A 23751-nucleotide genomic window follows, 5' to 3' on the forward strand; every position below is an offset into this window, starting at 1 on the left:
ACGGACGTGAGATCAACGTTACCAAGAAAGATAGTAACCGTTACACGACTTACATCCCGGTCAATGACCCGAAACTGCTTGATAACCTGCTGACGAAAAACGTCAAAGTGGTTGGCGAGCCGCCGGAAGAGCCGAGCCTGCTGGCTTCTATCTTCATTTCGTGGTTCCCGATGCTGCTGTTAATCGGCGTCTGGATATTCTTTATGCGTCAAATGCAGGGCGGCGGTGGCAAAGGTGCCATGTCGTTCGGTAAGAGCAAGGCGCGTATGCTGACCGAAGATCAGATCAAAACCACCTTTGCCGACGTTGCAGGCTGCGACGAAGCCAAAGAAGAGGTGGGCGAGCTGGTTGAGTACCTGCGTGAGCCGAGCCGCTTCCAGAAACTGGGTGGTAAGATCCCGAAAGGCGTCTTGATGGTGGGGCCACCGGGTACCGGTAAAACGCTGCTGGCCAAAGCGATCGCTGGCGAAGCAAAAGTTCCTTTCTTCACTATTTCCGGTTCTGACTTCGTGGAGATGTTCGTGGGTGTTGGTGCATCCCGTGTGCGTGACATGTTCGAACAGGCCAAGAAAGCCGCACCGTGCATCATCTTTATCGATGAGATCGACGCCGTTGGCCGCCAGCGTGGCGCAGGCCTGGGCGGTGGTCACGATGAGCGTGAGCAGACTCTGAACCAGATGCTGGTTGAGATGGACGGCTTTGAAGGCAACGAAGGGATCATCGTTATCGCCGCGACTAACCGTCCGGACGTGCTTGACCCGGCGCTGCTGCGTCCAGGCCGTTTTGACCGTCAGGTTGTGGTTGGCCTGCCGGACGTGCGTGGCCGTGAGCAGATCCTGAAAGTGCATATGCGTCGCGTACCGCTGTCGCCGGATATCGATGCGGCAATTATTGCCCGCGGTACCCCAGGCTTCTCCGGTGCGGATCTCGCTAACCTGGTCAACGAAGCGGCCCTGTTTGCTGCCCGTGGCAACAAACGCGTTGTCTCGATGGTTGAGTTTGAGAAAGCAAAAGACAAGATCATGATGGGTGCGGAGCGTCGCTCCATGGTGATGACTGAAGCACAGAAAGAGTCGACTGCTTACCACGAAGCAGGCCACGCGATTATCGGTCGCCTGGTGCCGGAACACGATCCGGTCCATAAAGTGACGATTATTCCGCGCGGCCGTGCGCTGGGTGTAACCTTCTTCCTGCCTGAAGGCGACGCGATTAGCGCCAGCCGTCAGAAGCTGGAGAGCCAGATTTCGACCCTGTACGGCGGTCGTCTGGCGGAAGAGATCATCTACGGCGTTGAGCATGTGTCTACCGGGGCGTCGAATGACATTAAAGTTGCGACCAACCTGGCGCGTAACATGGTGACCCAGTGGGGCTTCTCCGACAAACTCGGTCCGCTGCTCTATGCAGAGGAAGAGGGCGAGGTGTTCCTGGGCCGCAGCGTGGCGAAAGCGAAACACATGTCCGATGAGACGGCACGTATTATCGACCAGGAAGTGAAATCGCTGATTGAGCGTAACTACAACCGCGCTCGTCAGATCCTGAACGATAACATGGACATCCTGCACTCAATGAAAGATGCGCTCATGAAGTATGAGACCATCGATGCACCGCAGATTGATGACCTGATGGCCCGTCGCGATGTGCGTCCGCCAGCGGGCTGGGAAGATCCTGGCTCAAACAGCTCTGACAGCAATGGTACGCCGCGAGCGCCGCGTCCGGTCGATGAACCGCGTACGCCGAACCCGGGCAACACCATGTCAGAACGGTTTGGTGACAAATAAGCCCTTGCGGCACCTGCATTAGCAATATTTAAAACCCCGGGGCGTGCTCCGGGGTTTTTTCTTATCTACCACCCACACAGTACAAGGGATGCTCTATGAAACTCTTCGCTCAGGGAACCACGCTCGATCTCTCACACCCGCACGTAATGGGAATACTCAACGTCACCCCGGACTCCTTCTCTGACGGCGGCGCGCACAATACGCTGATCGACGCGGTTAAACATGCCAACCTGATGATCAACGCCGGGGCGACCATCATTGACGTCGGCGGCGAGTCAACCCGGCCGGGCGCGGCCGACGTGAGCGTCGATGAGGAGCTCTCCCGCGTCGTACCGGTTGTGGAAGCGCTGGCGCAGCGTTTTGAGGTCTGGATCTCAGTGGATACCTCTAAGCCGGAGGTTATTCGGGAGATCGCTCGCGTGGGTGCGCATCTGATTAACGATATCCGCTCCCTGAGCGAGCCGGGCGCACTGGAAGCGGCGGCGGAAACGGGTCTGCCGGTCTGCCTGATGCATATGCAGGGCGATCCAAAGACCATGCAGGACGCGCCAAAATATGCCGATGTCTTTGCCGACGTTAACCATTATTTCCACGAACAGATTGAAAGGTGTGAGAAAGCAGGCATTACAAAGGATAAATTGGTACTCGACCCAGGCTTCGGTTTCGGTAAGAATCTCTCTCATAACTACGCGCTTCTGGCTCGCCTGGCAGAGTTTCACCATTTTGGTCTGCCGTTACTGGTCGGCATGTCCCGTAAATCGATGATTGGCCAGCTGCTGAACGTTGGCCCATCAGAGCGCCTGAGCGGCAGCCTGGCGTGCGCAACGATAGCGGCCATGCAGGGAGCGCACATAATTCGCGTTCATGACGTGAAAGAGACAACAGAAGCCATGCGAGTGGTCGAGGCCACGCTATCAGCGAAGGAAAACAAACGCTATGAGTAGTCGCAAATATTTTGGTACAGATGGTATTCGTGGGCGCGTCGGCGATGCGCCTATCACGCCTGATTTCGTTCTTAAGCTGGGCTGGGCAGCAGGTAAAGTACTGGCGCGTCATGGCTCGCGCAAAATCATTATCGGTAAGGATACGCGTATCTCTGGCTACATGCTGGAGTCGGCGCTGGAAGCAGGCCTGGCAGCTGCCGGTATCTCTGCCTCCTTCACCGGGCCGATGCCGACGCCGGCGGTGGCCTACCTGACCCGCGCATTCCGCGCCGAAGCGGGGATCGTCATCTCTGCTTCCCATAACCCTTTCTACGACAACGGCATTAAGTTCTTCTCAACCGACGGCACCAAGCTGCCGGACGAGGTGGAAGAGGCCATTGAAGCCGAGCTGGAGAAGGAGATCAGCTGCGTTGACTCTGCGCTGTTGGGTAAAGCCAGCCGCATCGTAGACGCCGCCGGACGTTATATCGAGTTCTGTAAGGGCACCTTCCCGAACGAGCTTAGCCTGAAAGCACTGAAAATTGTCGTCGATTGTGCCCATGGCGCAACCTACCACATTGCCCCTAGCGTCTTCCGCGAGCTGGGTGCAGATGTCATCACCCTTGGCTGCGAGCCGAACGGCGTGAATATCAACGAAGAGGTGGGCGCCACCGACGTGCGTGCGCTACAGGCTCGCGTGCTTGCCGACAAGGCCGATCTCGGTATCGCCTTTGACGGCGACGGCGACCGCGTCATCATGGTTGACCACGAAGGTAACAAGGTCGACGGGGATCAGATCCTCTACATTATCGCTCGTGAAGGCCTGCGTCAGGGCCAGCTGCGCGGCGGTGCGGTCGGCACGCTGATGAGCAACATGGGGCTGGAGCTGGCGCTGAAGCAGCTGGGCATTCCTTTTGCTCGCGCTAAGGTCGGCGACCGCTACGTGCTGGAGAAGCTGCAGGAGAAGGGCTGGCGCATTGGCGCCGAGAACTCCGGGCACATCATTCTGCTGGACAAAACCACCACCGGCGACGGCATTGTTGCCGGTCTCCAGGTGGTTGCCGCTATGGTGCGTAATAACATGACCCTGCACGATCTCTGCAGCGGTATGAAGCTCTTCCCGCAGATCCTGGTTAACGTACGCTTTACCGCCGGGAAAGGCGACCCGCTGGAAAACGAAACCGTTAAATCGGTGACGGCAGAAGTTGAAGCGGCGCTGGGCAGCCGTGGACGTGTTCTGCTGCGTAAATCCGGGACCGAGCCGCTGATTCGTGTGATGGTAGAGGGCGAGAACGAAGCTCAGGTCACCGAGTTCGCCCATCGCATTGCCGACGCGGTAAAGCAAGCCTAATATTGTAATCCCGCCACTCCAATTTTGGAGTGGCGTATAGGTAATAGTGCTCTTCTTACTTCCTTACATATTCTTTAAAATTGCATGATTCAAATACAACCTAATGCAATTAGCTGCATTAATTCATTTAATTAATGTTAGTAAGGGAAGGTTATGGAACGGACCGCGTTTAATTTTAAAGACAATAGCGCAGAAAGCATCTTAATAAAACAGCGTGGCGTCACGCTGCTTGAAATTATCATTGTGCTGGGTATTATCGGCGTGATTGCCGCAGGCGTCGTAGTATTAGCACAGCGGGCATTTACCGCTCAGGATATCTCAGATATCCAGAATAATACCAACAGTATTCGTACATCCATGACCGAAGCATTTAAGGATGAAGGCGAATATCCTCCTGCTACAGCGGCTGCCGTTACGCTGACAAAAGGCGAGATTGCGACGTCGGACGATCTTGCGCCTATCGTTACGCTTAATAAACTCGGTAAGATCTCTCCCTCTGAATCCTTTAACGGTGTTTCAGGCGATGCTTTCCAGATTGGTCAGGCGCTGGTGGATTCTGAAAGTACCGTGCATAAAGGGTTTGTGCTTCTGGTGAGCGGCCTTGACCAGCAGACCTGTCGAAATCTACTTTCGCAAATGGGTAACCAGTGGGATTACGTTGGCATCATCTCTGCACCTGCAGGTGAAGATGCATCGACAGTGCTTAACGGAACGGAACTGGATGCCGATAAAAAAGCGGGCACCGTACTGAAATCTCTGTCCGTTGCCGAAGATATTACCAGTACCGATATTGTTGATGAGGCAACCTGTAATATTGGTGGAGCTAATAACGGCATCGTTTTCGGCAGTAAATAATTACTAACTTAAAAATTCATATCCGCTTTCGGGCGGATATTGTTGTCGTCAGGCCATGGAGTATTTAATGATGAGGCGCAGGGACAGCGGGTTTTCATTGCTGGAAATCATCATAGTTCTGGCGATTGCCGGTGGCATTCTAACGATGTATACCCGGTATGTACGCAAGCAGGCAGATCGTTCTTCCCTGCGAAATATTTCTGCTGCGGTGGTACAAGAGATGAAGGGCGTTATCAACTTCGTCAGAGATCGTGACATCGTTATCACGGATGATGACTCAAAAACAACCGAAGAGATAAGCAACCCGCTCTATAATAGCGAGACGCCGGATGCTGATTATCAGGTGCGCTTAAGCAATGACATTAATGATATTGATACCGGAAATAAAAGCGAATATTACCTGTGGGGTGACGGCAGCGATGCCAGTCAGCAGCAGCGCTATCGCTTTATCAGCAGCAGCTGCAAGGCGACGCTGAAATCAGAGTACGCTTTTGAAAAGGAGTACCTTCCCTGCTGGATGAGCGGTGCGGCTAAGAATAACGCTGCACATATTGAGCGAGTCGGCTTTCGCGGTAGCGATCTGGAGAGCCAGTCGGGCAGCATTAATCAGATTGATGCTATCGTTGAGTTTAGCGCTGACACCCGGGACGACCTGTTAGCATTTGCCCGTTTCCAGCCCGCTCTGGCGCAGGCGTTTTCAGACGCGGGCAATGTGCCCTCGCACGCCTGGATAGTGCATCGTGACTCCTCCAGCGCTAACTGGCAGCTGGTAACGAAAAATAACGATGGCAAAACGCCCGTTGAGTTTGGGTCCGTGGCGAGCAGCATAGGCAGCTTGAACGGCTATACCTCCGGTGAGTTTGGCGTGCGCTTTACCTTCGACCTGAATGATAACGACAGCGATACTGCCGCCAGCGGCGGCGGCGGGGATATGTGCTGGAACTCTACCGATAGCCAGGTAGAGATGTGTTACGAGCAGCGCAGCGGCACCGGCACGCATGGTGAAAATACGGTACTCGCGCTGAATATGAAAGATGCTAGCAACACGAATGGCGATCAAAAGCTCGGCACGCTGCAGGCGAACGTGGTGATGGAAAATACGGCGCGTAAGGTTTATCTATTTCAGCGCAAGCCCGGTGGCGATTTAGTATTGGATTCAGCGGGCAACCCTGCATTTTATCAGTATAAAGACGGCAGTTCGCAATCGTTTATTGGCGATTACTATATGAACGATCTCGAAGCACATAAAATGAGTGATGGGATGAATTACAACCTTTATCTCTATGTACCCTATACCTATGATGCGTTCGAGCTGGTGACGCCTGCGATCGTTGATTATATTTCCCATGGTGGTATGAATGCTGGGCCAATAGAAAAGCCTGATGATTATCAGCCACGTTATGATGACAGTATTTTTGATCAGGGCAATAATGATACAGGTAACGTGCGCTATCCTGTGCAAACGTGCCCGCAGGTAGAACAGGAAATTACCCTGCGTGACGGCAGCGGTGAAGCACTGGTTGGTGCTGACGGCAAGCCGCGTATGGTTAAGGTTCAACGTAAGCTTTTTCCACGGCTAAGCGTCGCCATCTCTTCGGTCTCTGCCTATAGAAGTGGTTCTGGGGCTTTTTATGGCGATCCTACTTATAACCGGACTAAATTGCCTCACTATAGTCCAGTCGGTCAGTTGGGAGGCATTTCAATTCAGACTGAATTTGCCAAACAGGATCTCACCGAGAAAGGGGGAGGGAGTCCGGGGCGTAACCGGGGAGACCATGCCATCTATGCTAATTCTAAGTACATATGGATTATCGGTACAACCCTGGCCATGTTTGATGGCGATACCGGGGAGGGCGTTAACGTTGTCGATCCTGGCTCTATCTCCTATACCGTTAGCCGCTGGTGCAGCACGATACCCCAGCCGGGTACGCCTGCGGATCTGTTAGATTCATATCAGTATCAATAATATAAACAGGATACGTTTTAAAGGAATAGATATGCGTTACATAAACCGTTTATTGTGCGCGCTGCTTTTTACAGCCTGTATACCCCTAAGTGTTTCGGCGGCACAGCAAGGGAAAAACCCATTTCATGATCCCGAATCTACCGCAATCCGCCCGATGGTTATTCAGGAGAATGAACTCTTAAGCCAGGGGGTAAAGTCCTGGGTTTCCGCCAACGGCTACAAGCTTTTCTGGAATAGCAAAAAAGACTACCTCGTTTATAACGATATTACCCTGGCAGGTAATACCGATGACGATATTTTACAGGCGTTAGGCGAGCTTTTCTTTTCTGAAAACTACGGGCTGGTGGTGAAAAAGTATGAGAAAAACCGCGTTATTGTCATCGACGAAATGTAATTATACGGATATATCATGAAAATCAAAGCAGGAATATTGCTGCTGGCCCTATTGGCACAGGGCTGCGTCAGCGATTTTGAAAAAAAGTTTGATGCTAATGAAGATATTAAAAAAACATTTTCTGATGCGACCACGCAAGAGGCTTCAAAAGCGAAACCCTACATTAAATATGACAGCGCTTTTTTAGGACAGAAGGTTGAGTACAGCGTTGAGCAGCAGAAGCTGTTAAGCAAGCACGTTAAAATCGCATCCTATGAGCCAGCGACGCTGTCCATTATTTTGGACGCGGTTGCTGCCCAAACGGGTATCAGCTATCGCATTAATGATAAAGCCATGGGCGACACCAAATCGAGCGAGGAGGCTAACGGCTGGGATAAGCCTCACAGCGTGAACTTTAGCGGCACCTTTGAAGAGTTTATGCGCTATATCGCCTCGCTGTATGACGTCAGCCCTAAGCTTGACGGCAATAACGTACTCAAAATAAACGTCTATGAAACCTACGTTATTAAGCTGGATTTCTATGGGGAAAATAATAAGTCAGAAACCACCCTCGATCTCTCCGGGAACGAGGCGACGTCAAACGGCGGGTTAACCGGAAAAACGGAGACCAAGTTCGAGTCCTCCTTCTGGGACGACGTAGAGGATATGGCAAAAAACTACGTTACCTCCGGGAACTACAACCTTTTTAAAGATACCTCTGTCCTGATGGTTAACGCCCGGCCATCCGAGTATGACGCGTTGAACAAGGCGCTAGATAAATATAAAGCGGATAACAGCCGTCAGTTTATTGTTACCTATAAGATCTTCACGCTTGATAAATCGAAGGTAAAACAGCTGCAGGCGGGAGTTGGGTTCTCATTCGATGACGGAACAAGCTCGATGAAAATTACGTCATCTATGCTGGACTCCCTGACCAGCGGCGTCTCGGTTGGCTGGAAAAACAGTAACGTTGATATCAACAGCGGGCTGGATGCGCTCTACAAGCTCACCGGAAGTCGTTCCTTGCAAAGCGGTTCATTTATCACCCGTAATAACATGCCGGTGCCGCTGAACATGACCCGCTCAAAAAACTACGTCTCCAGCCGAACGCGCACGGTTGATGATAATGGTGAAGAGAACGTCGACGTTGAGACCGCCACCGTCGTGACCGGGACCAGTTTCATTATCACCCCTCGGGTTCTTTCTGACGGACGTATTGAGGTAGTGAATGGCTTCACCAAACGTTACCTGGAAGGCATTGAGAAGTACGACGACGTGCAGCTGCCCTCGGTCAGTACCACCGAGTCCTTTAACTCCTCGATTATTATGCCAGGCGATCTGCTGATGGTAGCCAAGTATGACATTAAGGATGAAAACGGTGGGCTTCAATATCAGATATTAGGGGTGGATGATAACAGTGATGACTCCTCGGCTACGGTCGTGATGGTCATTGGTATCGACTACTATCGTCAGCCAATTACCTCTCGTTAATGAAGAGAGGTAGCCGATGAGAGATGCATTACTCAAAGAGAATATCCTGACCGGACTGCTGTGGGAGGCTGAAGATATGTCTTATCTTGGCCTGCCGACTCAGGCATCGTTTCGTGGCATGGTCAAAGCAAACCGAAAGCTTATTTATCGCGACGATGAAGGTAAGACCGCAACGGGTTACTGCAGCAGAGTTTCTACTGCGTATGAACCTTTTGCTCTCTATATCAAAAATTTGTTTGGCGATGGGATTTATTTTTCACATGAAAGTGATGATGTGACCTATCTGTTAATCATTAAGGGCGGGCGGATAGTGAGCGGCACGGACTGTTTTATGGCTCGCACCCTCTTTGATGAATTGATGACGCATCTGGGTATCTATGAGCATCTTGAGTTTACGCCTCTCACCACTGTACAGCTTGAGGCGGTTATTGAACGGTGCCGTATGCATCAGCTGTCTCTTAAGCGGAGACGGCGATTTATTATGACTATTAGTACGTGCGCGGGCGCTATTTTACTCGCTCTCATAGGAACCATACTTCATTTATATATAAACGGATAATCTATGCTGGAGAAGATTTATTTCTGGAAAGTGAAGAGAGGGTATAACGCGTCGGTCATTGCTACCGCTGCGATCGTTGCCAGCCTGGTTATCATTGCTATTGGCGCGTTTGCATGGTGGTACTATGAGGTAAAAGTCCCTGCTGATGAGAAACGCGCCGCGCAGCAGCAGGCGTTGCGTAAACAGCAGGCCGATCTGGCCGCTATTGCTTCCTTTTATAAAAAGTCCCTTGCGGGTACAGATATTCTTCAGGCTATTAACGTGCTGGGAGAGATTCGTCAGAATACGTTGACCCTATCAGCACTGGGCGTTGCCATTAAAAATAGACGTTTTATCTGTGATACCAGGGTCTGTGCAATCGGTTTTAAAATTGAACAGGGCACTATCCTGACCCTGCCCGTCATCGATTTTTTTGGCAAGGCGTACTCGGCTTCCGTACCGGTTAGACGAGAAAAGGAACGAGCTCCAGCAAGCGACTTTGAGTATAGCAGGCTGGCGCTACCCGTTACAGAAAATAAGCTGTTTATCCAGTGGAGCAGGAAACAGGCGTTAAGCCTGCATAGCTGCAATGAAATGATAGCCTATGTTAATACCTATAACTCGCTGTTGAACATAGAGAAGGGTAATAAGGCCCAGCGCGACGGTATCATTCTTTTCAAAAGCTACCCTGCTTCGGCGGTAAAAGATAAAGAGGCGGCGCTGGCAGGCCATTTATCATTTCGCGGCTTAATGAGCGCAAGCTGGGAAATGCAGATCGATAACGGTAGCGATCGTTTTTCTGCGGGCGTGCCAGAAATTAATGCCCAGCTTGCGCTCTATAAGCAGGCCTGGCGTGATGCTTTTTTAATTAAAAAAATAGAGTCCACTGATAAAGGCATCAAAATTTCCGGAGGATTAATATGCAAAACGTAAAAATGCGTTTAACAGTAGGCCTGTTCTTGCTGGGTTCAGCGATCGCTCAGGCCGCACCAACAGCCGATCTACCCCCTGCGCCACCGGTTTCAGAGAGCGCAATGCAGCAGCATATCCAGAAAATGGTAGAAGAGGATTATGCCTGGGAGGCTAAAAAGCGCGAGGTAGCCAACGAGCTTGAGCTTGAAAGGATGAAAAGCGAGATCCGTAAGCTTCGTGGGGAAGACAAAATGCCCCTAATGGCGCAGCCGGCTTCAATCCCTGCAACGGTCAGCGCCACGCAATCCAGCAGTGCCTCGCCTCACATATTGTTAGAGTCCAACATTGGCGGCCTGTCGCGTGTCGCGGTAGTCAGCGCAGACGGTAGCGATCTGCGCTACGTCAGTCCGGGTGAGCACTTCACGCTTGATGGTCACCAGTACCAGTTAGTAAGAGATAAGTCATCAGGCCTGACTATCAAGGAAGCGGGCCGGTGAATTTAGACTATGTACGCATCGCTCCCGATGATCTCTTAATGGGAGCGTGGGATTTCTATGAGTTTGACGGTATCGGCATTATTGCTGCGCATGCGGGTAAGGAGTATCTCCTGATCAACGCGATAGATATCGACAGGCTCTTTGAGTACCAAATCCAGATAGCGCGTCTGGGGACGCTGCATAAGCGTTTGGTGTCAGGCCTGGCGCAGGTAAGCGAAGATCAGTATTACAAGGTAATCGAGTTTATCTCGCTAAAGCAGATTACCGCCGCACAAAGCGCAATTGATATCACCGATACTCAGCGACGGCTTGCCAGCGTACTCCAGCGCGTGGTGTCGATGGGAGCCAGCGATCTGCATATCACGCGTAACGATGTACTGGCCGTCTTCGAAGCGCGTGTTAACGGGGTGCTGACGCCGTTTATGCAGGTGAAAGCTGCCCAGTGCGATGAGATGGTTTTCGTGCTCTATAACGTGGAGGCGACGACGCGGGATACCACCTGGAACCGGGCTATTCCCCAAAACGCGAACATTCTCTATAACCTGGAGGGCAAACCCTACCGCTTTCGCTACGCCCATTTTCCTATCTTTGGCGAGTCACCGGACTGCTACCACGCGGTGCTGCGTATTATTCCCTCGGGACTACAAAAAGAGGGATTAGGTTCGCTGGATAACATTGGCGTTTCGCCTGCTGAGATGGCGGACCTGAAAAAGATCCTAAGCAATCCTTATGGTGCCTATGTGATCGCTGGCACTACCGGATCGGGGAAATCCACCACCCTGAAAAACCTCATGGAGTGGCTGCAGATTAATCGCTATGAAGACCGAGGCTGTTTCCTGACGGTGGAGGATCCGGTGGAGTATCAGATCTACGGCGCGAAACAGAGCTCGGTGGTCAGCGGTGAGGACGGCGGTTTTCACGCGGCAATAAAGTCAGCGCTACGCCGCGATCCTGACGTGTTGATGGTGGGGGAGATCCGTGACAGCGTGTCGGCCAATGCCTTAGCAGGCGCGGTGGAAAGCGGCCACTACTGCTTCACCACCGTTCATGCTGGCAGCATTGTCTCGCTGCTACAGCGCATGTCGGCCCTGGGCATCGGTAGCGATAAGCTGTCCACGCCGGGTTTTATTGCTGGTCTACAGTGCCAGAAGCTGATCCCGGTGCTCTGCGACAGCTGTAAAAAAGTACACGAGCTAAAAACCATTGCTGGCAAAAAGTTCACGCTCTATACCGCCAGTGAAGGGGGATGTGTGGCGTGTAAGCAGAGCGGTATCAAAGGCCGGCAAATCGTCATGGAATATTTTCTACCCGGCTATGAAGAGCTGGCGGCCATATCCCACCAGGCGTGGCTACAGGTTTTCACACTGTGGCGTAAAAAGCGCTATACGGCTGACGGCCTGGCTGAAGGTTTTGAGATACGCGAAAAGGTGATGGCAAAAGTATTACAGGGTCAGGTGGATGCCTGCTGGTTTGCCATGGAGTTCGGCGCGATATCCCCTAACGATCTGGAGCTCATCGTTGAAAAAATTCACTAAAAAGCAGCGTATCTACATCTATCAGTTCTGCGGCGATATGATTAAAGCCGGGCTACCGCTCTATGATTCACTCAATAAATTGCAGACCGAGGGTCAGACGCTGTTGGGTAAAGGATTTAGTCAGAAGCTGCTGCTATTGATTACCCAGATGAAGCAGGAAACGTCCGTGTCTGCCGTCTTTACCGGTGCGGTACCGACTACCGAGCTGAGCTTAATTACCGCGGCAGAAAAAAGTGGCAGCCTGGCAGAGGGCTTTTTTACCCTTGTCTCAATCATCAAATATAACGATGAGCTGCGAAAGAAAATCCTTAGTGCCCTGACGTTTCCGCTAATTATGATTTCGCTATCGCTAGTGGTGATTGCCGGCTATGCGGAAAAGGTCTTCCCGGCGTTTGCCTCGGTGCTGCCTGTCGATGAGTGGCCGGGCATTACCCAGAGCCTCTATCACTTCGGGATAGCGCTCTATCAGGGGCTATGGTTAAAGATCATAATCGGCTTTGTCTGTTTTGTTTTGCTGGCAAGATTTGCCATGGCAAATCTTAGCGGTACGCTACGAAATAGGGCTCTCGATAAAATATTACCGTTTTCAACCTATCGGCAGCTAACGTCATCGGTCTTTTTAAATAACCTGTCACTGATGTTGAGTAATAATATTCCACTGACCGATGCCATTGTTATTGTCCAGTCTAATGCTAACCGCTGGCTAACCTGGCATCTTGACGCCATGCTGGGAAAAATGGCGCAGGGGATGAACTACGGCAAAGCGCTGGATTCAGGACTGCTGGGCGTAGAAGAGCTGCTTAATATCAGCCTCTATGCCGACCTGCCCTCGTTTAATGAGGTATTGCTCTCCGTTTCCGAACGATCTCGTGAACATATTCATGAGTACATTAAAAAGCTCGCTGCCTTTTTAAAAAATATGGCAACGCTGACGTTAGGCGGCTGCGTCGTATGGGTCTTTCTCGGACTGTTTGCCCTTATGGATACGCTATCTAAAGCCACAGGATAATTCCAGGACGATACATGTTACATTATTTAAAAAGCACCGCGGTTGTGGTGGGTCTTATTTGTATGGGCGCAGCGGGCAATAGCGTTGCGGGCTACCAATTTGCACCGCCGCATTGTGACTATTTGTCACGATCGTTTCCCATTGTTTTAAACGCGAGCAACACGGGAAAAGCGACCTTTCTCTATAACATTATTTATGTGTTAAATGAAAAGGAGGAGGTCTTTCCTGTATCTCCTACACCGGCTACGGCTCCGGTTATCTATACCAACGACAGCAGCCAGATAAAGTGCCTGGATACGACCTGCTATGCTGCAGATTACTGGTCAAAGCCGAGACACAAGGGCAAGGTGTCACAGTATAACGCTATCGCCAGAGATGCAGCCTACAGGAACAGCCATATCTATTCGGTCTCCGGTGAGTTAAATCCCGGACGTTCCAGTAGCTATATCCTGGTCTGGATACCCTCCCGCAACCTTCGTTTGCTGACAATAGAGGTCTTTAACAAGGATGCCCAAGGCGGTCATAACGTCAATAACGACTATACGCGGCCGCTGTTAATTCAGTACGCACGTAACCTCCGCGAAACCGTCGCCGGGGACATGGTTGGCAGCTTGCATTACCGTGGTATGGCCACACCGGTTATTACCTCTCAACCGCACCACAAGGTTGGTCCAGCTTATTTACCTGAAAATATCAATATGATCGATTTCGCCAGCTTAACCGTCACGCTTAACGGCAATAAACACGCGGCCTCCAGCCCCGGCGGCGTAGAGCCTTATGCTGAGGTGGTGTCTTACACCCAGGCACCGCGATCTTCACGTTTTTCATCGGCAGATATCAAGACCGTTAAAGCCTATATCTCCCGCTGCGCCGTTAAGCGTTAATCCCCGATGCGTATAGAAGCAATAATGACAGCGTGGTATCCATGGCTTGCGCTGGGCCTGGGGTTATTCATCGGCAGCTTTCTTAACGTCGTGATCTATCGCCTGCCCATCATGATGGTGCGCAGCGTGGCGGAGAGGGCTACCCAAAGCGATCGGCCTGACGTTAATCTGTGGTGGCCGCCATCGCACTGTCCGCGCTGCCAGCACGCGGTGATGCCGTGGGATAATATTCCTTTGTTTAGCTGGCTACTGCTGAGAGGCCGTTGTCGCTACTGTAAATGCGCCATTCCGGCTCTCTACCCGCTTAGCGAGTTAGCTACCGGGATGGTTTTTTTTGCGCTGGTGACAGGCTACTTTCCGCAATTTACCCTGATACAGATCCTCTTTCTGGCCTGCTTTTTTTGCCTGGTGTATACGCTCGCCGTTATCGATATCAAGACGTTTCTGCTGCCGGACGGTTTGGTTTACCCCCTGCTTTGGCTGGGGCTTGCCGCCTCGGTGTTGAATATTATTCCCGTGTCGCCGCGGGATAGCGTAATGGGAGCCATCGTTATTGGTGGGTTTACCTGGCTGCTGGCGCAGGGGTATGCCTGGCTCGGGAAGCGGGAGGGGCTGGGCGGCGGCGACGTTAAGCTTTATACCGCCTGCGCGGCCTGGGTGGGTCTTAACCATATTGCGGAGCTGATGCTGGGATCGGCAGCGCTGGGCGTGCAGGCCTTTTTTATTCGTGGTCTGCCGCCATTTCGTCGTCTTAACACGGCCAATCCCTATCTTCCTTTCGGCCCAGCTATTGCGATTACCGCGCTGCTTATTTTGCACATGGAGGTGCTTCGCTGATGCCTATTTTAACGCTTCTGTTCTTTCTTCTGGTCAGCGTTTTTCCTCTACCGGGATCCGCGTCGCTCCCTTTGCAAAAGGCTGTCGCCAAAGCCCCCCTGCAAGTGGCCCCCCAATTTAGCTGGCCGCTTTCCGGTACACCTCACGTAACCTCGCCGTTCGGCATGCGTTTTCATCCGCTTGAACATGCTTTTCTTGACCATAAAGGCGTTGATCTTCGCGCGCCCTTAGGCAGCGAGGTGATGGCCATTGCAGACGGTCAGGTAACAGGAACCGGTTATGGGCCGCTAACCGGTTTTTTTGTCACCGTTGACCATGGGAAGGGCTGGCGCAGCCGCTATCTTCACCTCAACAAAATCGGCGTCCATAAAAGTGAGCAGCTCAAACAGGGGACGGTGATGGCGCTATCTGGCGCAACGGGGCGCACGACCGGCCCGCATCTGCATCTTGCGCTGAGCCACAACCAGCAGGCCATCGATCCCGTGAGTATGATAGCCATCCCGGCAGGCCGTACATCCCCGCCCGCGGTGGCCGAAGAGCCAGCCGGCACACCTGAAATGGATATGACGCCGATCGTTACGCTGGTCAGCGGGGAGGGCGAGGCGTTACAGGTAGGGGTTCGGCAGGGTAACAAAACGACGTTCTACAGCCTCAATGAACCTATCGAGCAGGGAAACGACGTCTGGCGGATCGTACGCCAGTACGGCAAGTACAAATTAGTGAAGGCAACCCCGAAAAACGCCCGACGGTAAGCGTCTGTTTTATGCGCACTTAGTGCATTGAATCGCCTTTCCATACGGCTTTTGCTCTTTTTTTCCGCAGTTGATACAATGCAGCGAAATTGCCCTTGCGCAGGGCATCCGCTTTGGTTAGTATTCACACCCGCTCAAGTGGGAAATAACATTAACTCCCGCTTTTGGTTTGAAACCCATTCAGGGTTTGAAGCTTATGTTATGCGGCAACTCCGCAAGGAACAGGTTGATTATGTACGAAGCTCTTTTAGTAGTTTTCCTTATTGTGGCGATTGGCCTTGTAGGTCTAATCATGCTGCAGCAAGGTAAAGGCGCTGATATGGGAGCCTCCTTTGGTGCAGGCGCTTCCGGTACGCTGTTCGGTTCAAGTGGTTCTGGTAACTTCATGACCCGTATGACGGCTGTATTGGCAACCCTGTTCTTCATTATCAGCCTGGTGCTGGGTAACATTAACAGCAACAAAACCAACAAAGGGAGCGAGTGGGAAAACCTGAGTGCGCCAGCGAAATCTGAGCAGACTCAACCCGCAGCGCCGGCTAACAAGCCGACCAGCGATATCCCACAGTAAGTATTCCGTACCGAGGTGGTGGAATTGGTAGACACGCTACCTTGAGGTGGTAGTGCCCTAACGGGCTTGTGGGTTCGAGTCCCATCCTCGGTACCAATATTCCAGAAAAAAGAGATCGCAAGATCTCTTTTTTTTCGTCTGTACGCCATGAATACGGCGGCGCTCTCTTTCTCTTATCCTCTCCCGGCTATACTGCTTAAAAACAGCAACCTCTCCTGTACGGTAAGTATCATGACCTGGCAGCGGCTCAACGGCGCGACATGGCGCAATATCTGGGTTACCGGCGACCTTCACGGCTGCTACAGCCTGCTGTTGAACAAACTTAGCTTCGTTGGCTTTGATACCTCGCAGGATCTGCTGATTTCCGTAGGCGATCTTACCGATCGCGGCGTCGAGAACGTGGAGTGCATGACGCTGGTGACCTGCCCCTGGTGCCGGGCGGTGCGCGGCAACCACGAGCAGATGATGCTGAACTGCCTGCTTCATAACGGCAGCGCCAGCCACTGGATGATGAACGGCGGCAGCTGGTTTTTCAATCTGGATGAAGAGCAGGAGCAGCAGGCCAGAGCGTTGCTGCCACATATCGCTGCGCTGCCGCTGGTCATTGAAGTTAACACGCAGGGTAAAAAAGTGATCGTTTGTCATGCCGACTACCCTGACGATAGCTACGTCTACGGTAAACCGGTAGAGGAGGATCAGCTTCTCTGGAATCGGGATCGGCTTGCGGCCTCTCTGGCGGGCAGAGTGAAAGAGATCCACGGCGCGGATCTCTTTATCTTTGGTCATACGCCGCTGCGTAAGGCGCAACGCTTTGCTAATCAGTACTACATTGACACCGGTGCGGTAATGAGCGGCAATTTAACCCTGATGCAGATCCAGACCGGGTAAGCCTTTAAACAGGAGCTGCAGGCCGTTACAGGCTTCCCACGCCGCCATCGACCAGCAGATCGGTGCCCACCGTATAGCTTGAGTCATCCGACGCGAGATAGAGCGCGGCCTTCGCCAGCTCACGCACGGTTCCCATTCGCCCGAGCGGCACCAGCTTGATAATCTCCTCCTGCATGGCCCGCAACGCCTCTTCGCCAAGGCCAAGTTTGCTCAGCGCTGGAGTTTCTACCGGGCCGGGGCTAAGACCGTTCACGCGGACACCGCGCGGCATCAGCTCGGCTGACAGCGTGCGCGCCAGCGAAAGCAGACCGGCCTTGCTGGCGGCGTAGACGCTGCTGGTGGGCAGACCGATGCGTGCGCTGACCGAGCCACAGAGGATCACCGAAGAGGGATTATTCAACAGCGGCAGCAGGGCCTGAATCAAAAAGAAGGGGCCTTTAAGGTTAATCCCCATCAGGCGATCCCACTTGGCCTCGTCCCACGCCTCAATCTCACCATGGGTAACGTCCCCTGCGTTGATGAAGACCGCATCCAGCCGCGGCCAGCGGGCGGCAATCGTCCCGGCAAGCTGTTTTTGCGCGGCGATATCGCCTGCGTCGGCGGGGATCACCCAGGCGTTATCGCCCAGAATGCGCTGCGCGTCGGCGAGCGTCTCGGGGTTGCGGCCTGTTACCGCCACGTGCGCCCCTTCGGCGATAAATTCCTGCGCCGTTGCCAGGCCAATGCCCGTTGTTCCGCCGGTAATCAGCGTATATTTATCTGCTAAACGACCCATTTGCTTCTCCTGATTGAAGAGTGGAGAAAGCACTATAGAAACGTTAGTATCTAAAAGAAACCAGGTACCAATTGGATACTAAAGAGGCGAGAGGTGTGCAATGGCGGAATTACTCAGCTGCGCAGAAGAAAAAAATTGTCAGCACGAACCCTGCCCGATGACCAGCTTTATCGGGTTGATCTCAGGAAAGTGGGCCATCCCGATTATCTATCGTCTGATCGTCATCAACGAGCCGGTGCGGTTTGGCGATCTGCTGCGGGCCGCCGCGCCCATTACGCAAAAAGAGCTCACCAAACAGCTGCGGCTGTTCGAACAGCGCGGACTGGTCACGCGTACTGTCTACCCTGAAATTCCGCCCCGCGTGGAGTATCAAATCACTGCCCTTGGCCTCACTCTGCAAAATGCTCTCGCGCCGCTGGCCGACTGGATGCGTGAATACGGTCAACAGCTTAAGCATTAGCTGCTTGCCCACTTTGCGAAACGGCTCCGGGAAATTTGTCATCAATCTGTCACACTTAGCGCGACGATGACAAAGGTGAGGAGTTAGGGATGAAAAGAGCACTACTCGCAGCTGCGCTGGCCGGAGCATTAACGCTGACCGCAGGGGCGCAGGCGCAAACGACGCCGGAGGGCTATCAGCTACAACAGGTGTTGATCATGAGCCGCCATAACCTGCGCGCGCCGCTGGCGGATAACGGTAGCGTGCTGCAGCAGTCGACGCCAAACAAGTGGCCTGAGTGGGATGTGCCGGGTGGGCAGCTCACCACCAAGGGCGGCGTGCTCGAAGTCTATATGGGGCACTACATGCGTGAATGGCTGGCGGAGCAGGGACTGGTAAAGTCAGGGGAATGCCCGACGCCTGACGCCGTTTATGCCTACGCCAACAGCCTGCAACGCACTGTAGCCACCGCGCAGTTCTTTATCACCGGTGCGTTCCCCGGCTGCGACGTGCCGGTTCACCATCAGGAAGCGATGGGCACAATGGATCCCACCTTCAACCCGGTTATCACCGATAAGGATACGGCGTTCCGTGACAGGGCGGTGCAGGCAATGCAGAGCGAACGTCAGGCGATGCAGCTGGATGAAAGCTATAAGCTGTTAGCGCAGATAACAAACTATGACAACTCCCCCTCCTGTAAGGAGAAGCAGGTCTGCTCCCTGACCGACCCGAAAGATACCTTCAGCGCCGGGTATGAGAAAGAGCCGGGCGTCTCCGGGCCGCTAAAGGTCGGCAACTCGCTGGTGGATGCCTTCACTCTACAGTATTACGAAGGCTTCCCGATGGATCAGGTCGCCTGGGGTGAGATCAAAACCGATCAGCAGTGGCGGGTGCTGTCGAAGCTGAAAAACGGCTACCAGGATTCGCTCTTCACCTCTACGGCAGTGGCGCAGAACGTGGCTAAACCGCTGGTGAAGTATATCGACAAGGCGTTAGTAACGGACCAGGCCAGCGCGCCGAAAGTCACGCTGCTGGTGGGGCATGACTCCAATATCGCCTCGCTGCTGACGGCGCTGGATTTCAAACCCTACCAGCTGCATGACCAGTATGAGCGTACGCCAATTGGCGGCAAAATTGTCTTCCAGCGCTGGCACGACCAGAGCGCCAGCCGCGATCTTATGAAGATTGAGTATGTGTATCAGAGCGCAGAGCAGCTGCGTAATGCAGATGTGCTCACGCTGCAGGCACCGGCGCAGCGCGTGACGCTGGAGCTGAAGGGCTGTCCGGTAGACGCGAACGGTTTCTGCCCGCTGGATAAATTCAATGCGGTCCTGAACGACGCGGCGAAGTAGGGTGTGAACTCTCAGGCATAAAAAAGGGCGCTTGTGCGCCCTTGATACTGTAATCCGCTATTACTGCTTGTCGGTGTGCTCAAGGCTATCCATCTGCGGCAGGCCGGTGCTGGCCGAAGAGGAGAGCAGGCCCGTTTCTACATAGTTGAACAGCTTCTCGCGGGTGTCAGTGATGTCCAGGTTACGCATGGTCAGCTGGCCGATACGATCGTCCGGAGAGAAGACAGAGTCGCCTTTCTCCATGGTCAGACGCTCTGCCTTGTAGGTCAGGTTGTCAGAGACCGTATTCAGGATGGAGTAGTCGTTACCACGACGCAGCTCCAGGGTCACTTCGCCGGTGATGGCGCTCGCCACCCAGCGCTGCAGGGCATCACGCAGCATCAGCGCCTGCGGATCGAACCAGCGGCCCTGATAAAGCAGTTTGCCGAGCTGGCGACCATGAGCGTGATACTGCTCAATGGTATCTTCGTTGTGAATACCGGTCAGCAGACGCTCGTAGGCGATGTGCAGCAGCGCCATCCCCGGGGCTTCATAGATGCCACGGCTCTTCGCTTCGATAATACGGTTCTCAATTTGATCGCTCATGCCCAGGCCGTGACGGCCACCGATGCGGTTAGCTTCCAGCATCAGCTCAACGTCGTCAGCGAAGGTTTTGCCGTTCAGCGCTACCGGGTAACCACGCTCGAAGCGGATGGTCACCTCTTCCGCCGGGATCTTCACGCTCTCATCCCAGAACTTGACGCCCATGATCGGGTTAACGATCTTCACGCTGGAGTTGAGGAACTCAAGGTCCTTCGCTTCATGGGTCGCGCCCAGCATGTTGGAGTCGGTGGAGTAGGCTTTCTCTACCGACATTTTGTAGTCAAAGCCGCAGGCGATCATAAATTCGGACATCTCCTGGCGGCCGCCCAGCTCATCGATAAAGTCGGTATCGAGCCACGGCTTATAGATCTTCAGCTCGGCGTTGGTCAGCAGGCCGTAGCGATAGAAACGCTCAATATCGTTGCCCTTATAGGTGCTGCCGTCGCCCCAGATGTTTACGCCATCCTCTTTCATGGCGGCAACCAGCATGGTACCGGTTACGGCACGGCCCAGCGGCGTGGTGTTGAAATAGGTCAGCCCGCCGGTGGTGTTATGAAACGCACCGCACTGAATAGCGGCGATGCCTTCGGCAACCAGCTGCTTACGGCAGTCGATCAGGCGCGCGTTTTCTGCACCGTACTCTTTTGCACGGCGTGGGATAGCCTCATAGTCATCCTCATCTGGCTGACCCAGATTCGCCGTGTAGGCATAAGGAACCGCGCCCTTTTGGCGCATCCATAGCAGGGCTGCGCTGGTGTCGAGGCCGCCGGAGAAAGCGATGCCAATACGTTGTCCAACCGGAAGATGCTTGAGAATCGTCGTCATAAAATAAATCCCTGCTAACTATACCTATGGTGAGAGACTTAACAGCCACGCCATGATGATAGGCTAAACATTACCGCAGAAAGCGCCTGGCTATCGCTCAGTAATGCATGATTATGCAAAATAAGTGAGTTTTCATTTAATCATCTTTTCGTGGAGACCGGAAGGGTTGCGTGGCAAAATCATTAAAAAAAATGAATGGATAATAGTGAAGCAGATGAGAAGGGCGCGTTTTTTTGTTGCAATGAATAAAATCAATTGATTATAATGTCTGTCTAATCAGTCGTTCCCGGTGTTTACACCTGTCTTAACTTGCATTTAGTGCAATATCGGCGTAGTATTTGCCACGATTCAGGCGCGGGGTGGAGCAGCCTGGTAGCTCGTCGGGCTCATAACCCGAAGGTCGTCGGTTCAAATCCGGCCCCCGCAACCACTTTCCCTTAGTGTTCTTTTTCAAATATACTATGAAGACCTTGTGCCTTCGGCGTCGCATTTGAAAAAAACAGTAGCGAAAGGTTCTCCAGGCCGTTGTTACGGCTATAGGGTTCAGTTATCTAAAGCCTCGATTTATCGGGGTTTTTTGTTATCTGACTACAGAATAACTGGGCTTACGCCCTTTTTTTATGTCTTGGGGGTGGGTTTGTCCACATTAGAGCAAAAATTAACAGAGATGATTACCGCACCGGTCGAAGCGCTGGGCTACGAACTGGTTGGTATTGAATTTATCCGTGGTCGCACATCTACGCTGCGCATCTATATTGATAGTGAAGATGGCATCAATGTTGATGATTGTGCTGATGTCAGCCATCAGGTTAGCGCCGTGATGGACGTCGAAGATCCCATTACCGTCGCTTACAACCTGGAAGTCTCCTCACCTGGTCTTGATCGTCCGTTGTTCACCGCCGAACACTACACGCGCTATTTAGGCGAAGAGGTCACGCTGGTGCTGCGTATGGCGGTTCAGAATCGTCGCAAATGGCAGGGCATTATCAAAGGTGTCGATGGCGAGATGATCACCGTTACGGTCGAAGGTAAAGATGAAGTGTTCGCCCTGAGCAACGTTCAGAAAGCGAACCTGGTCCCCCACTTTTAACAGTCTGGATTGAGGTGAAAGGCCCCCAATGAATAAAGAAATTTTGGCTGTTGTTGAAGCTGTTTCCAATGAGAAAGCGCTGCCGCGCGAGAAAATTTTTGAAGCGCTGGAAAGTGCGCTGGCTACAGCAACAAAGAAAAAATATGAGCAAGAGATCGATGTCCGCGTTGAGATCGATCGTAAAAGCGGTGACTTTGATACCTTCCGCCGTTGGGTAGTCGTCGAAGAAGTCACCATGCCGACGCGTGAAATCACGCTGGAAGCTGCACGCTACGAAGATGAGAGCCTGAACCCGGGTGACTACGTTGAAGATCAGATTGAGTCTGTCACCTTTGACCGTATCACTACCCAAACGGCGAAGCAGGTTATCGTGCAGAAGGTACGTGAAGCCGAGCGCGCGCTGGTTGTCGATCAGTTCCGCGAGCACGAAGGTGAGATCATCACCGGCGTGGTGAAGAAAGTGAACCGCGACAACATCACGCTGGATCTGGGCAGCAATGCTGAAGCCGTGATCCTGCGTGAAGATATGCTGCCGCGTGAAAACTTCCGTCCGGGCGACCGTATTCGCGGTGTGCTCTACGCGGTGCGCCCTGAAGCGCGCGGTGCGCAGCTGTTCGTGACCCGTTCCAAACCGGAAATGCTGGTTGAACTGTTCCGCATCGAAGTGCCAGAGATCGGTGAAGAAGTTATCGAGATCAAAGCGGCAGCCCGCGATCCGGGTTCCCGTGCGAAAATCGCGGTGAAGACCAACGATAAGCGTATCGATCCGGTCGGAGCCTGTGTCGGTATGCGCGGCGCACGTGTTCAGGCGGTCTCTACCGAGCTGGGCGGCGAGCGTATCGATATCGTTCTGTGGGACGACAACCCGGCGCAGTTCGTGATCAACGCGATGGCACCGGCAGACGTAGCCTCTATCGTGGTGGATGAAGACAAGCACACCATGGATATCGCCGTTGAAGCCGGTAACCTGGCGCAGGCGATTGGCCGTAACGGCCAGAACGTCCGTCTGGCTTCGCAGCTGAGCGGCTGGGAACTCAACGTCATGACCGTTGACGACCTTCAGTCTAAGCATCAGGCGGAAGCCCATGCGGCGATTGATACCTTCACTAAGCACCTGGACATTGACGAAGAGTTCGCCACCGTGCTGGTTGAAGAGGGTTTCTCAACCCTGGAAGAGCTGGCCTATGTGCCAATTAAAGAGCTGCTGGAAATTGAGGGTCTGGACGAAGAGACCGTTGAGGCCCTGCGCGAACGCGCGAAAAATGCCCTGACGACCCTGGCCCTGGCGCAGGAAGAGAGCCTTGGTAATAACAAACCGGCTGACGACCTGCTTAACCTTGAAGGCCTCGATCGCGAGCTGGCGTTTAAACTGGCTGCTCGTGGTGTTTGTACGCTGGAAGACCTCGCTGACCAGGGCGTTGATGACCTAAGCGATATCGAAGGATTAACCGACGAGAAAGCGGGTGAGCTCATCATGGCCGCACGTAATATTTGCTGGTTCGGCGACGAAGCGTAATAAACTGTAGCAGGA

The 23751-nt window shown here is 53.0% G+C and carries 23 protein-coding genes and 2 tRNA genes; 23 read left to right on the forward strand and 2 right to left on the reverse strand.

The features are described from left to right. The 18 genes from ftsH to RTP97_RS16845 all read left to right on the forward strand — a co-directional run. The coding region (gene ftsH, locus RTP97_RS16760) for an ATP-dependent zinc metalloprotease FtsH (protein ID WP_312415684.1) at positions 1-1778 on the forward strand (1778 nt) is incomplete at its 5' end. Between the two features lie 95 nt (positions 1779-1873). Continuing rightward, entirely contained in the window at positions 1874-2722 is an 849-nt protein-coding gene (folP, locus tag RTP97_RS16765; RefSeq protein WP_312415686.1) for a dihydropteroate synthase, read from the forward strand. Then, on the forward strand, positions 2715-4052 hold the full coding sequence (gene glmM / locus RTP97_RS16770) for a phosphoglucosamine mutase (protein WP_312415689.1): 1338 nt from the start codon (positions 2715-2717) through the stop codon (positions 4050-4052). The genes folP and glmM overlap by 8 nt, the downstream gene beginning before the upstream one ends. Before the next feature lie 153 nt (positions 4053-4205). Continuing rightward, a complete protein-coding gene (locus tag RTP97_RS16775; RefSeq protein ID WP_312415692.1) occupies positions 4206-4907 on the forward strand; it encodes a type IV pilus major pilin in 702 nt (233 codons plus the stop codon). Positions 4908-4974: 67 nt separating this feature from the next. Continuing rightward, positions 4975-6873 (forward strand): type II secretion system protein, encoded by a 1899-nt coding sequence (locus tag RTP97_RS16780; RefSeq protein ID WP_312415695.1) that lies wholly within the window; start codon positions 4975-4977, stop codon positions 6871-6873. Between the two features lie 31 nt (positions 6874-6904). After that, positions 6905-7267 carry a TcpQ domain-containing protein gene (locus RTP97_RS16785; protein WP_312415697.1) on the forward strand — a complete coding sequence of 121 codons (363 nt, stop codon included), beginning with the start codon at positions 6905-6907 and terminating at the stop codon, positions 7265-7267. A gap of 15 nt (positions 7268-7282) precedes the next feature. Next, positions 7283-8737 (forward strand): type II and III secretion system protein, encoded by a 1455-nt coding sequence (locus RTP97_RS16790; protein ID WP_312415699.1) that lies wholly within the window; start codon positions 7283-7285, stop codon positions 8735-8737. 16 nt (positions 8738-8753) lie between these two features. Then, positions 8754-9296, forward strand: a complete 543-nt coding sequence (locus tag RTP97_RS16795; protein ID WP_312415701.1) for a pilus assembly protein — start codon at positions 8754-8756, stop codon at positions 9294-9296. Positions 9297-9299: 3 nt separating this feature from the next. Continuing rightward, complete coding sequence (locus RTP97_RS16800) at positions 9300-10208, forward strand: hypothetical protein (protein ID WP_312415702.1); 909 nt, start codon at positions 9300-9302, stop codon at positions 10206-10208. Continuing rightward, the gene (locus RTP97_RS16805; RefSeq protein WP_312415704.1) at positions 10196-10684 is read left to right on the forward strand and encodes a hypothetical protein; all 489 of its coding nucleotides are present in this window, start codon (positions 10196-10198) and stop codon (positions 10682-10684) included. Before RTP97_RS16800 ends, RTP97_RS16805 begins: the two co-directional genes overlap by 13 nt. A 38-nt stretch (positions 10685-10722) precedes the next feature. Further along, on the forward strand, positions 10723-12219 hold the full coding sequence (locus tag RTP97_RS16810; RefSeq protein ID WP_409455957.1) for an ATPase, T2SS/T4P/T4SS family: 1497 nt from the start codon (positions 10723-10725) through the stop codon (positions 12217-12219). After that, a complete protein-coding gene (locus RTP97_RS16815; protein WP_312415707.1) occupies positions 12203-13228 on the forward strand; it encodes a type II secretion system F family protein in 1026 nt (341 codons plus the stop codon). Before RTP97_RS16810 ends, RTP97_RS16815 begins: the two co-directional genes overlap by 17 nt. Before the next feature lie 14 nt (positions 13229-13242). Beyond that, entirely contained in the window at positions 13243-14112 is an 870-nt protein-coding gene (locus tag RTP97_RS16820; protein WP_312415709.1) for a hypothetical protein, read from the forward strand. A 24-nt stretch (positions 14113-14136) separates the two neighbouring features. Continuing rightward, the gene (locus RTP97_RS16825) at positions 14137-14949 is read left to right on the forward strand and encodes a prepilin peptidase (protein WP_312415712.1); all 813 of its coding nucleotides are present in this window, start codon (positions 14137-14139) and stop codon (positions 14947-14949) included. A 164-nt stretch (positions 14950-15113) separates the two neighbouring features. Beyond that, entirely contained in the window at positions 15114-15701 is a 588-nt protein-coding gene (locus RTP97_RS16830; protein WP_312415729.1) for a M23 family metallopeptidase, read from the forward strand. Positions 15702-15933: 232 nt separating this feature from the next. Further along, positions 15934-16269 (forward strand): preprotein translocase subunit SecG, encoded by a 336-nt coding sequence (gene secG / locus RTP97_RS16835; RefSeq protein WP_312211999.1) that lies wholly within the window; start codon positions 15934-15936, stop codon positions 16267-16269. A gap of 9 nt (positions 16270-16278) precedes the next feature. Further along, a tRNA-Leu gene (locus tag RTP97_RS16840) sits at positions 16279-16365 on the forward strand. A 132-nt stretch (positions 16366-16497) separates the two neighbouring features. After that, positions 16498-17157, forward strand: coding sequence for a metallophosphoesterase (locus tag RTP97_RS16845; protein ID WP_312415731.1), 660 nt, complete (start codon positions 16498-16500; stop codon positions 17155-17157). 25 nt (positions 17158-17182) lie between these two features. Here RTP97_RS16845 and RTP97_RS16850 read toward each other — a convergent pair whose 3' ends face one another. Beyond that, positions 17183-17932, reverse strand: coding sequence for an SDR family oxidoreductase (locus RTP97_RS16850; protein ID WP_312415715.1), 750 nt, complete (start codon positions 17930-17932; stop codon positions 17183-17185). 100 nt (positions 17933-18032) lie between these two features. On the opposite strand from RTP97_RS16850, the gene RTP97_RS16855 reads away from it, so the two are divergent. Next, on the forward strand, positions 18033-18392 hold the full coding sequence (locus RTP97_RS16855) for a helix-turn-helix domain-containing protein (protein ID WP_312415718.1): 360 nt from the start codon (positions 18033-18035) through the stop codon (positions 18390-18392). Positions 18393-18481: 89 nt separating this feature from the next. Beyond that, positions 18482-19723, forward strand: coding sequence for a bifunctional glucose-1-phosphatase/inositol phosphatase (gene agp, locus RTP97_RS16860; RefSeq protein WP_312415720.1), 1242 nt, complete (start codon positions 18482-18484; stop codon positions 19721-19723). A gap of 60 nt (positions 19724-19783) precedes the next feature. Here the strand turns inward: agp and argG are convergent, their stop codons facing one another. Next, positions 19784-21130 (reverse strand): argininosuccinate synthase, encoded by a 1347-nt coding sequence (gene argG, locus RTP97_RS16865; RefSeq protein WP_312415722.1) that lies wholly within the window; start codon positions 21128-21130, stop codon positions 19784-19786. Between the two features lie 353 nt (positions 21131-21483). Here argG and RTP97_RS16870 point away from each other — a divergent pair. The 3 genes from RTP97_RS16870 to nusA all read left to right on the forward strand — a co-directional run bounded on the left by RTP97_RS16870 (position 21484) and on the right by nusA (position 23736). Further along, positions 21484-21560: transfer RNA gene (locus RTP97_RS16870), tRNA-Met, on the forward strand. A 207-nt stretch (positions 21561-21767) separates the two neighbouring features. Then, positions 21768-22220 carry a ribosome maturation factor RimP gene (gene rimP, locus RTP97_RS16875; RefSeq protein WP_312212004.1) on the forward strand — a complete coding sequence of 151 codons (453 nt, stop codon included), beginning with the start codon at positions 21768-21770 and terminating at the stop codon, positions 22218-22220. Positions 22221-22248: 28 nt separating this feature from the next. Further along, positions 22249-23736: a transcription termination factor NusA gene (gene nusA, locus RTP97_RS16880; RefSeq protein WP_312212005.1), complete on the forward strand. Its 1488-nt coding sequence runs from the start codon at positions 22249-22251 to the stop codon at positions 23734-23736. Positions 23737-23751 lie beyond the last annotated feature (15 nt).

This window comes from Pseudescherichia sp. (assembly GCF_031998825.1).
Classification (GTDB): Bacteria; Pseudomonadota; Gammaproteobacteria; order Enterobacterales; family Enterobacteriaceae; genus Pseudescherichia.

Coding starts and splice junctions, on each gene's coding strand:
- RTP97_RS16775 (WP_312415692.1), top strand. CDS start 4,206: ATGGAACGGACCGCGTTTAATTTTAAAGACAATAGCGCAGAAAGCATC.
- RTP97_RS16830 (WP_312415729.1), top strand. CDS start 15,114: ATGCGTTTTCATCCGCTTGAACATGCTTTTCTTGACCATAAAGGCGTT.
- RTP97_RS16780 (WP_312415695.1), top strand. CDS start 4,975: ATGATGAGGCGCAGGGACAGCGGGTTTTCATTGCTGGAAATCATCATA.
- agp (WP_312415720.1), top strand. CDS start 18,482: ATGAAAAGAGCACTACTCGCAGCTGCGCTGGCCGGAGCATTAACGCTG.
- RTP97_RS16800 (WP_312415702.1), top strand. CDS start 9,300: ATGCTGGAGAAGATTTATTTCTGGAAAGTGAAGAGAGGGTATAACGCG.
- glmM (WP_312415689.1), top strand. CDS start 2,715: ATGAGTAGTCGCAAATATTTTGGTACAGATGGTATTCGTGGGCGCGTC.
- secG (WP_312211999.1), top strand. CDS start 15,934: ATGTACGAAGCTCTTTTAGTAGTTTTCCTTATTGTGGCGATTGGCCTT.
- RTP97_RS16820 (WP_312415709.1), top strand. CDS start 13,243: ATGTTACATTATTTAAAAAGCACCGCGGTTGTGGTGGGTCTTATTTGT.
- RTP97_RS16825 (WP_312415712.1), top strand. CDS start 14,137: ATGACAGCGTGGTATCCATGGCTTGCGCTGGGCCTGGGGTTATTCATC.
- folP (WP_312415686.1), top strand. CDS start 1,874: ATGAAACTCTTCGCTCAGGGAACCACGCTCGATCTCTCACACCCGCAC.
- RTP97_RS16855 (WP_312415718.1), top strand. CDS start 18,033: ATGGCGGAATTACTCAGCTGCGCAGAAGAAAAAAATTGTCAGCACGAA.
- RTP97_RS16785 (WP_312415697.1), top strand. CDS start 6,905: ATGCGTTACATAAACCGTTTATTGTGCGCGCTGCTTTTTACAGCCTGT.
- RTP97_RS16850 (WP_312415715.1), bottom strand. CDS start 17,932: ATGGGTCGTTTAGCAGATAAATATACGCTGATTACCGGCGGAACAACG.
- RTP97_RS16810 (WP_409455957.1), top strand. CDS start 10,723: ATGGGAGCGTGGGATTTCTATGAGTTTGACGGTATCGGCATTATTGCT.
- RTP97_RS16790 (WP_312415699.1), top strand. CDS start 7,283: ATGAAAATCAAAGCAGGAATATTGCTGCTGGCCCTATTGGCACAGGGC.
- RTP97_RS16795 (WP_312415701.1), top strand. CDS start 8,754: ATGAGAGATGCATTACTCAAAGAGAATATCCTGACCGGACTGCTGTGG.
- nusA (WP_312212005.1), top strand. CDS start 22,249: ATGAATAAAGAAATTTTGGCTGTTGTTGAAGCTGTTTCCAATGAGAAA.
- argG (WP_312415722.1), bottom strand. CDS start 21,130: ATGACGACGATTCTCAAGCATCTTCCGGTTGGACAACGTATTGGCATC.
- RTP97_RS16805 (WP_312415704.1), top strand. CDS start 10,196: ATGCAAAACGTAAAAATGCGTTTAACAGTAGGCCTGTTCTTGCTGGGT.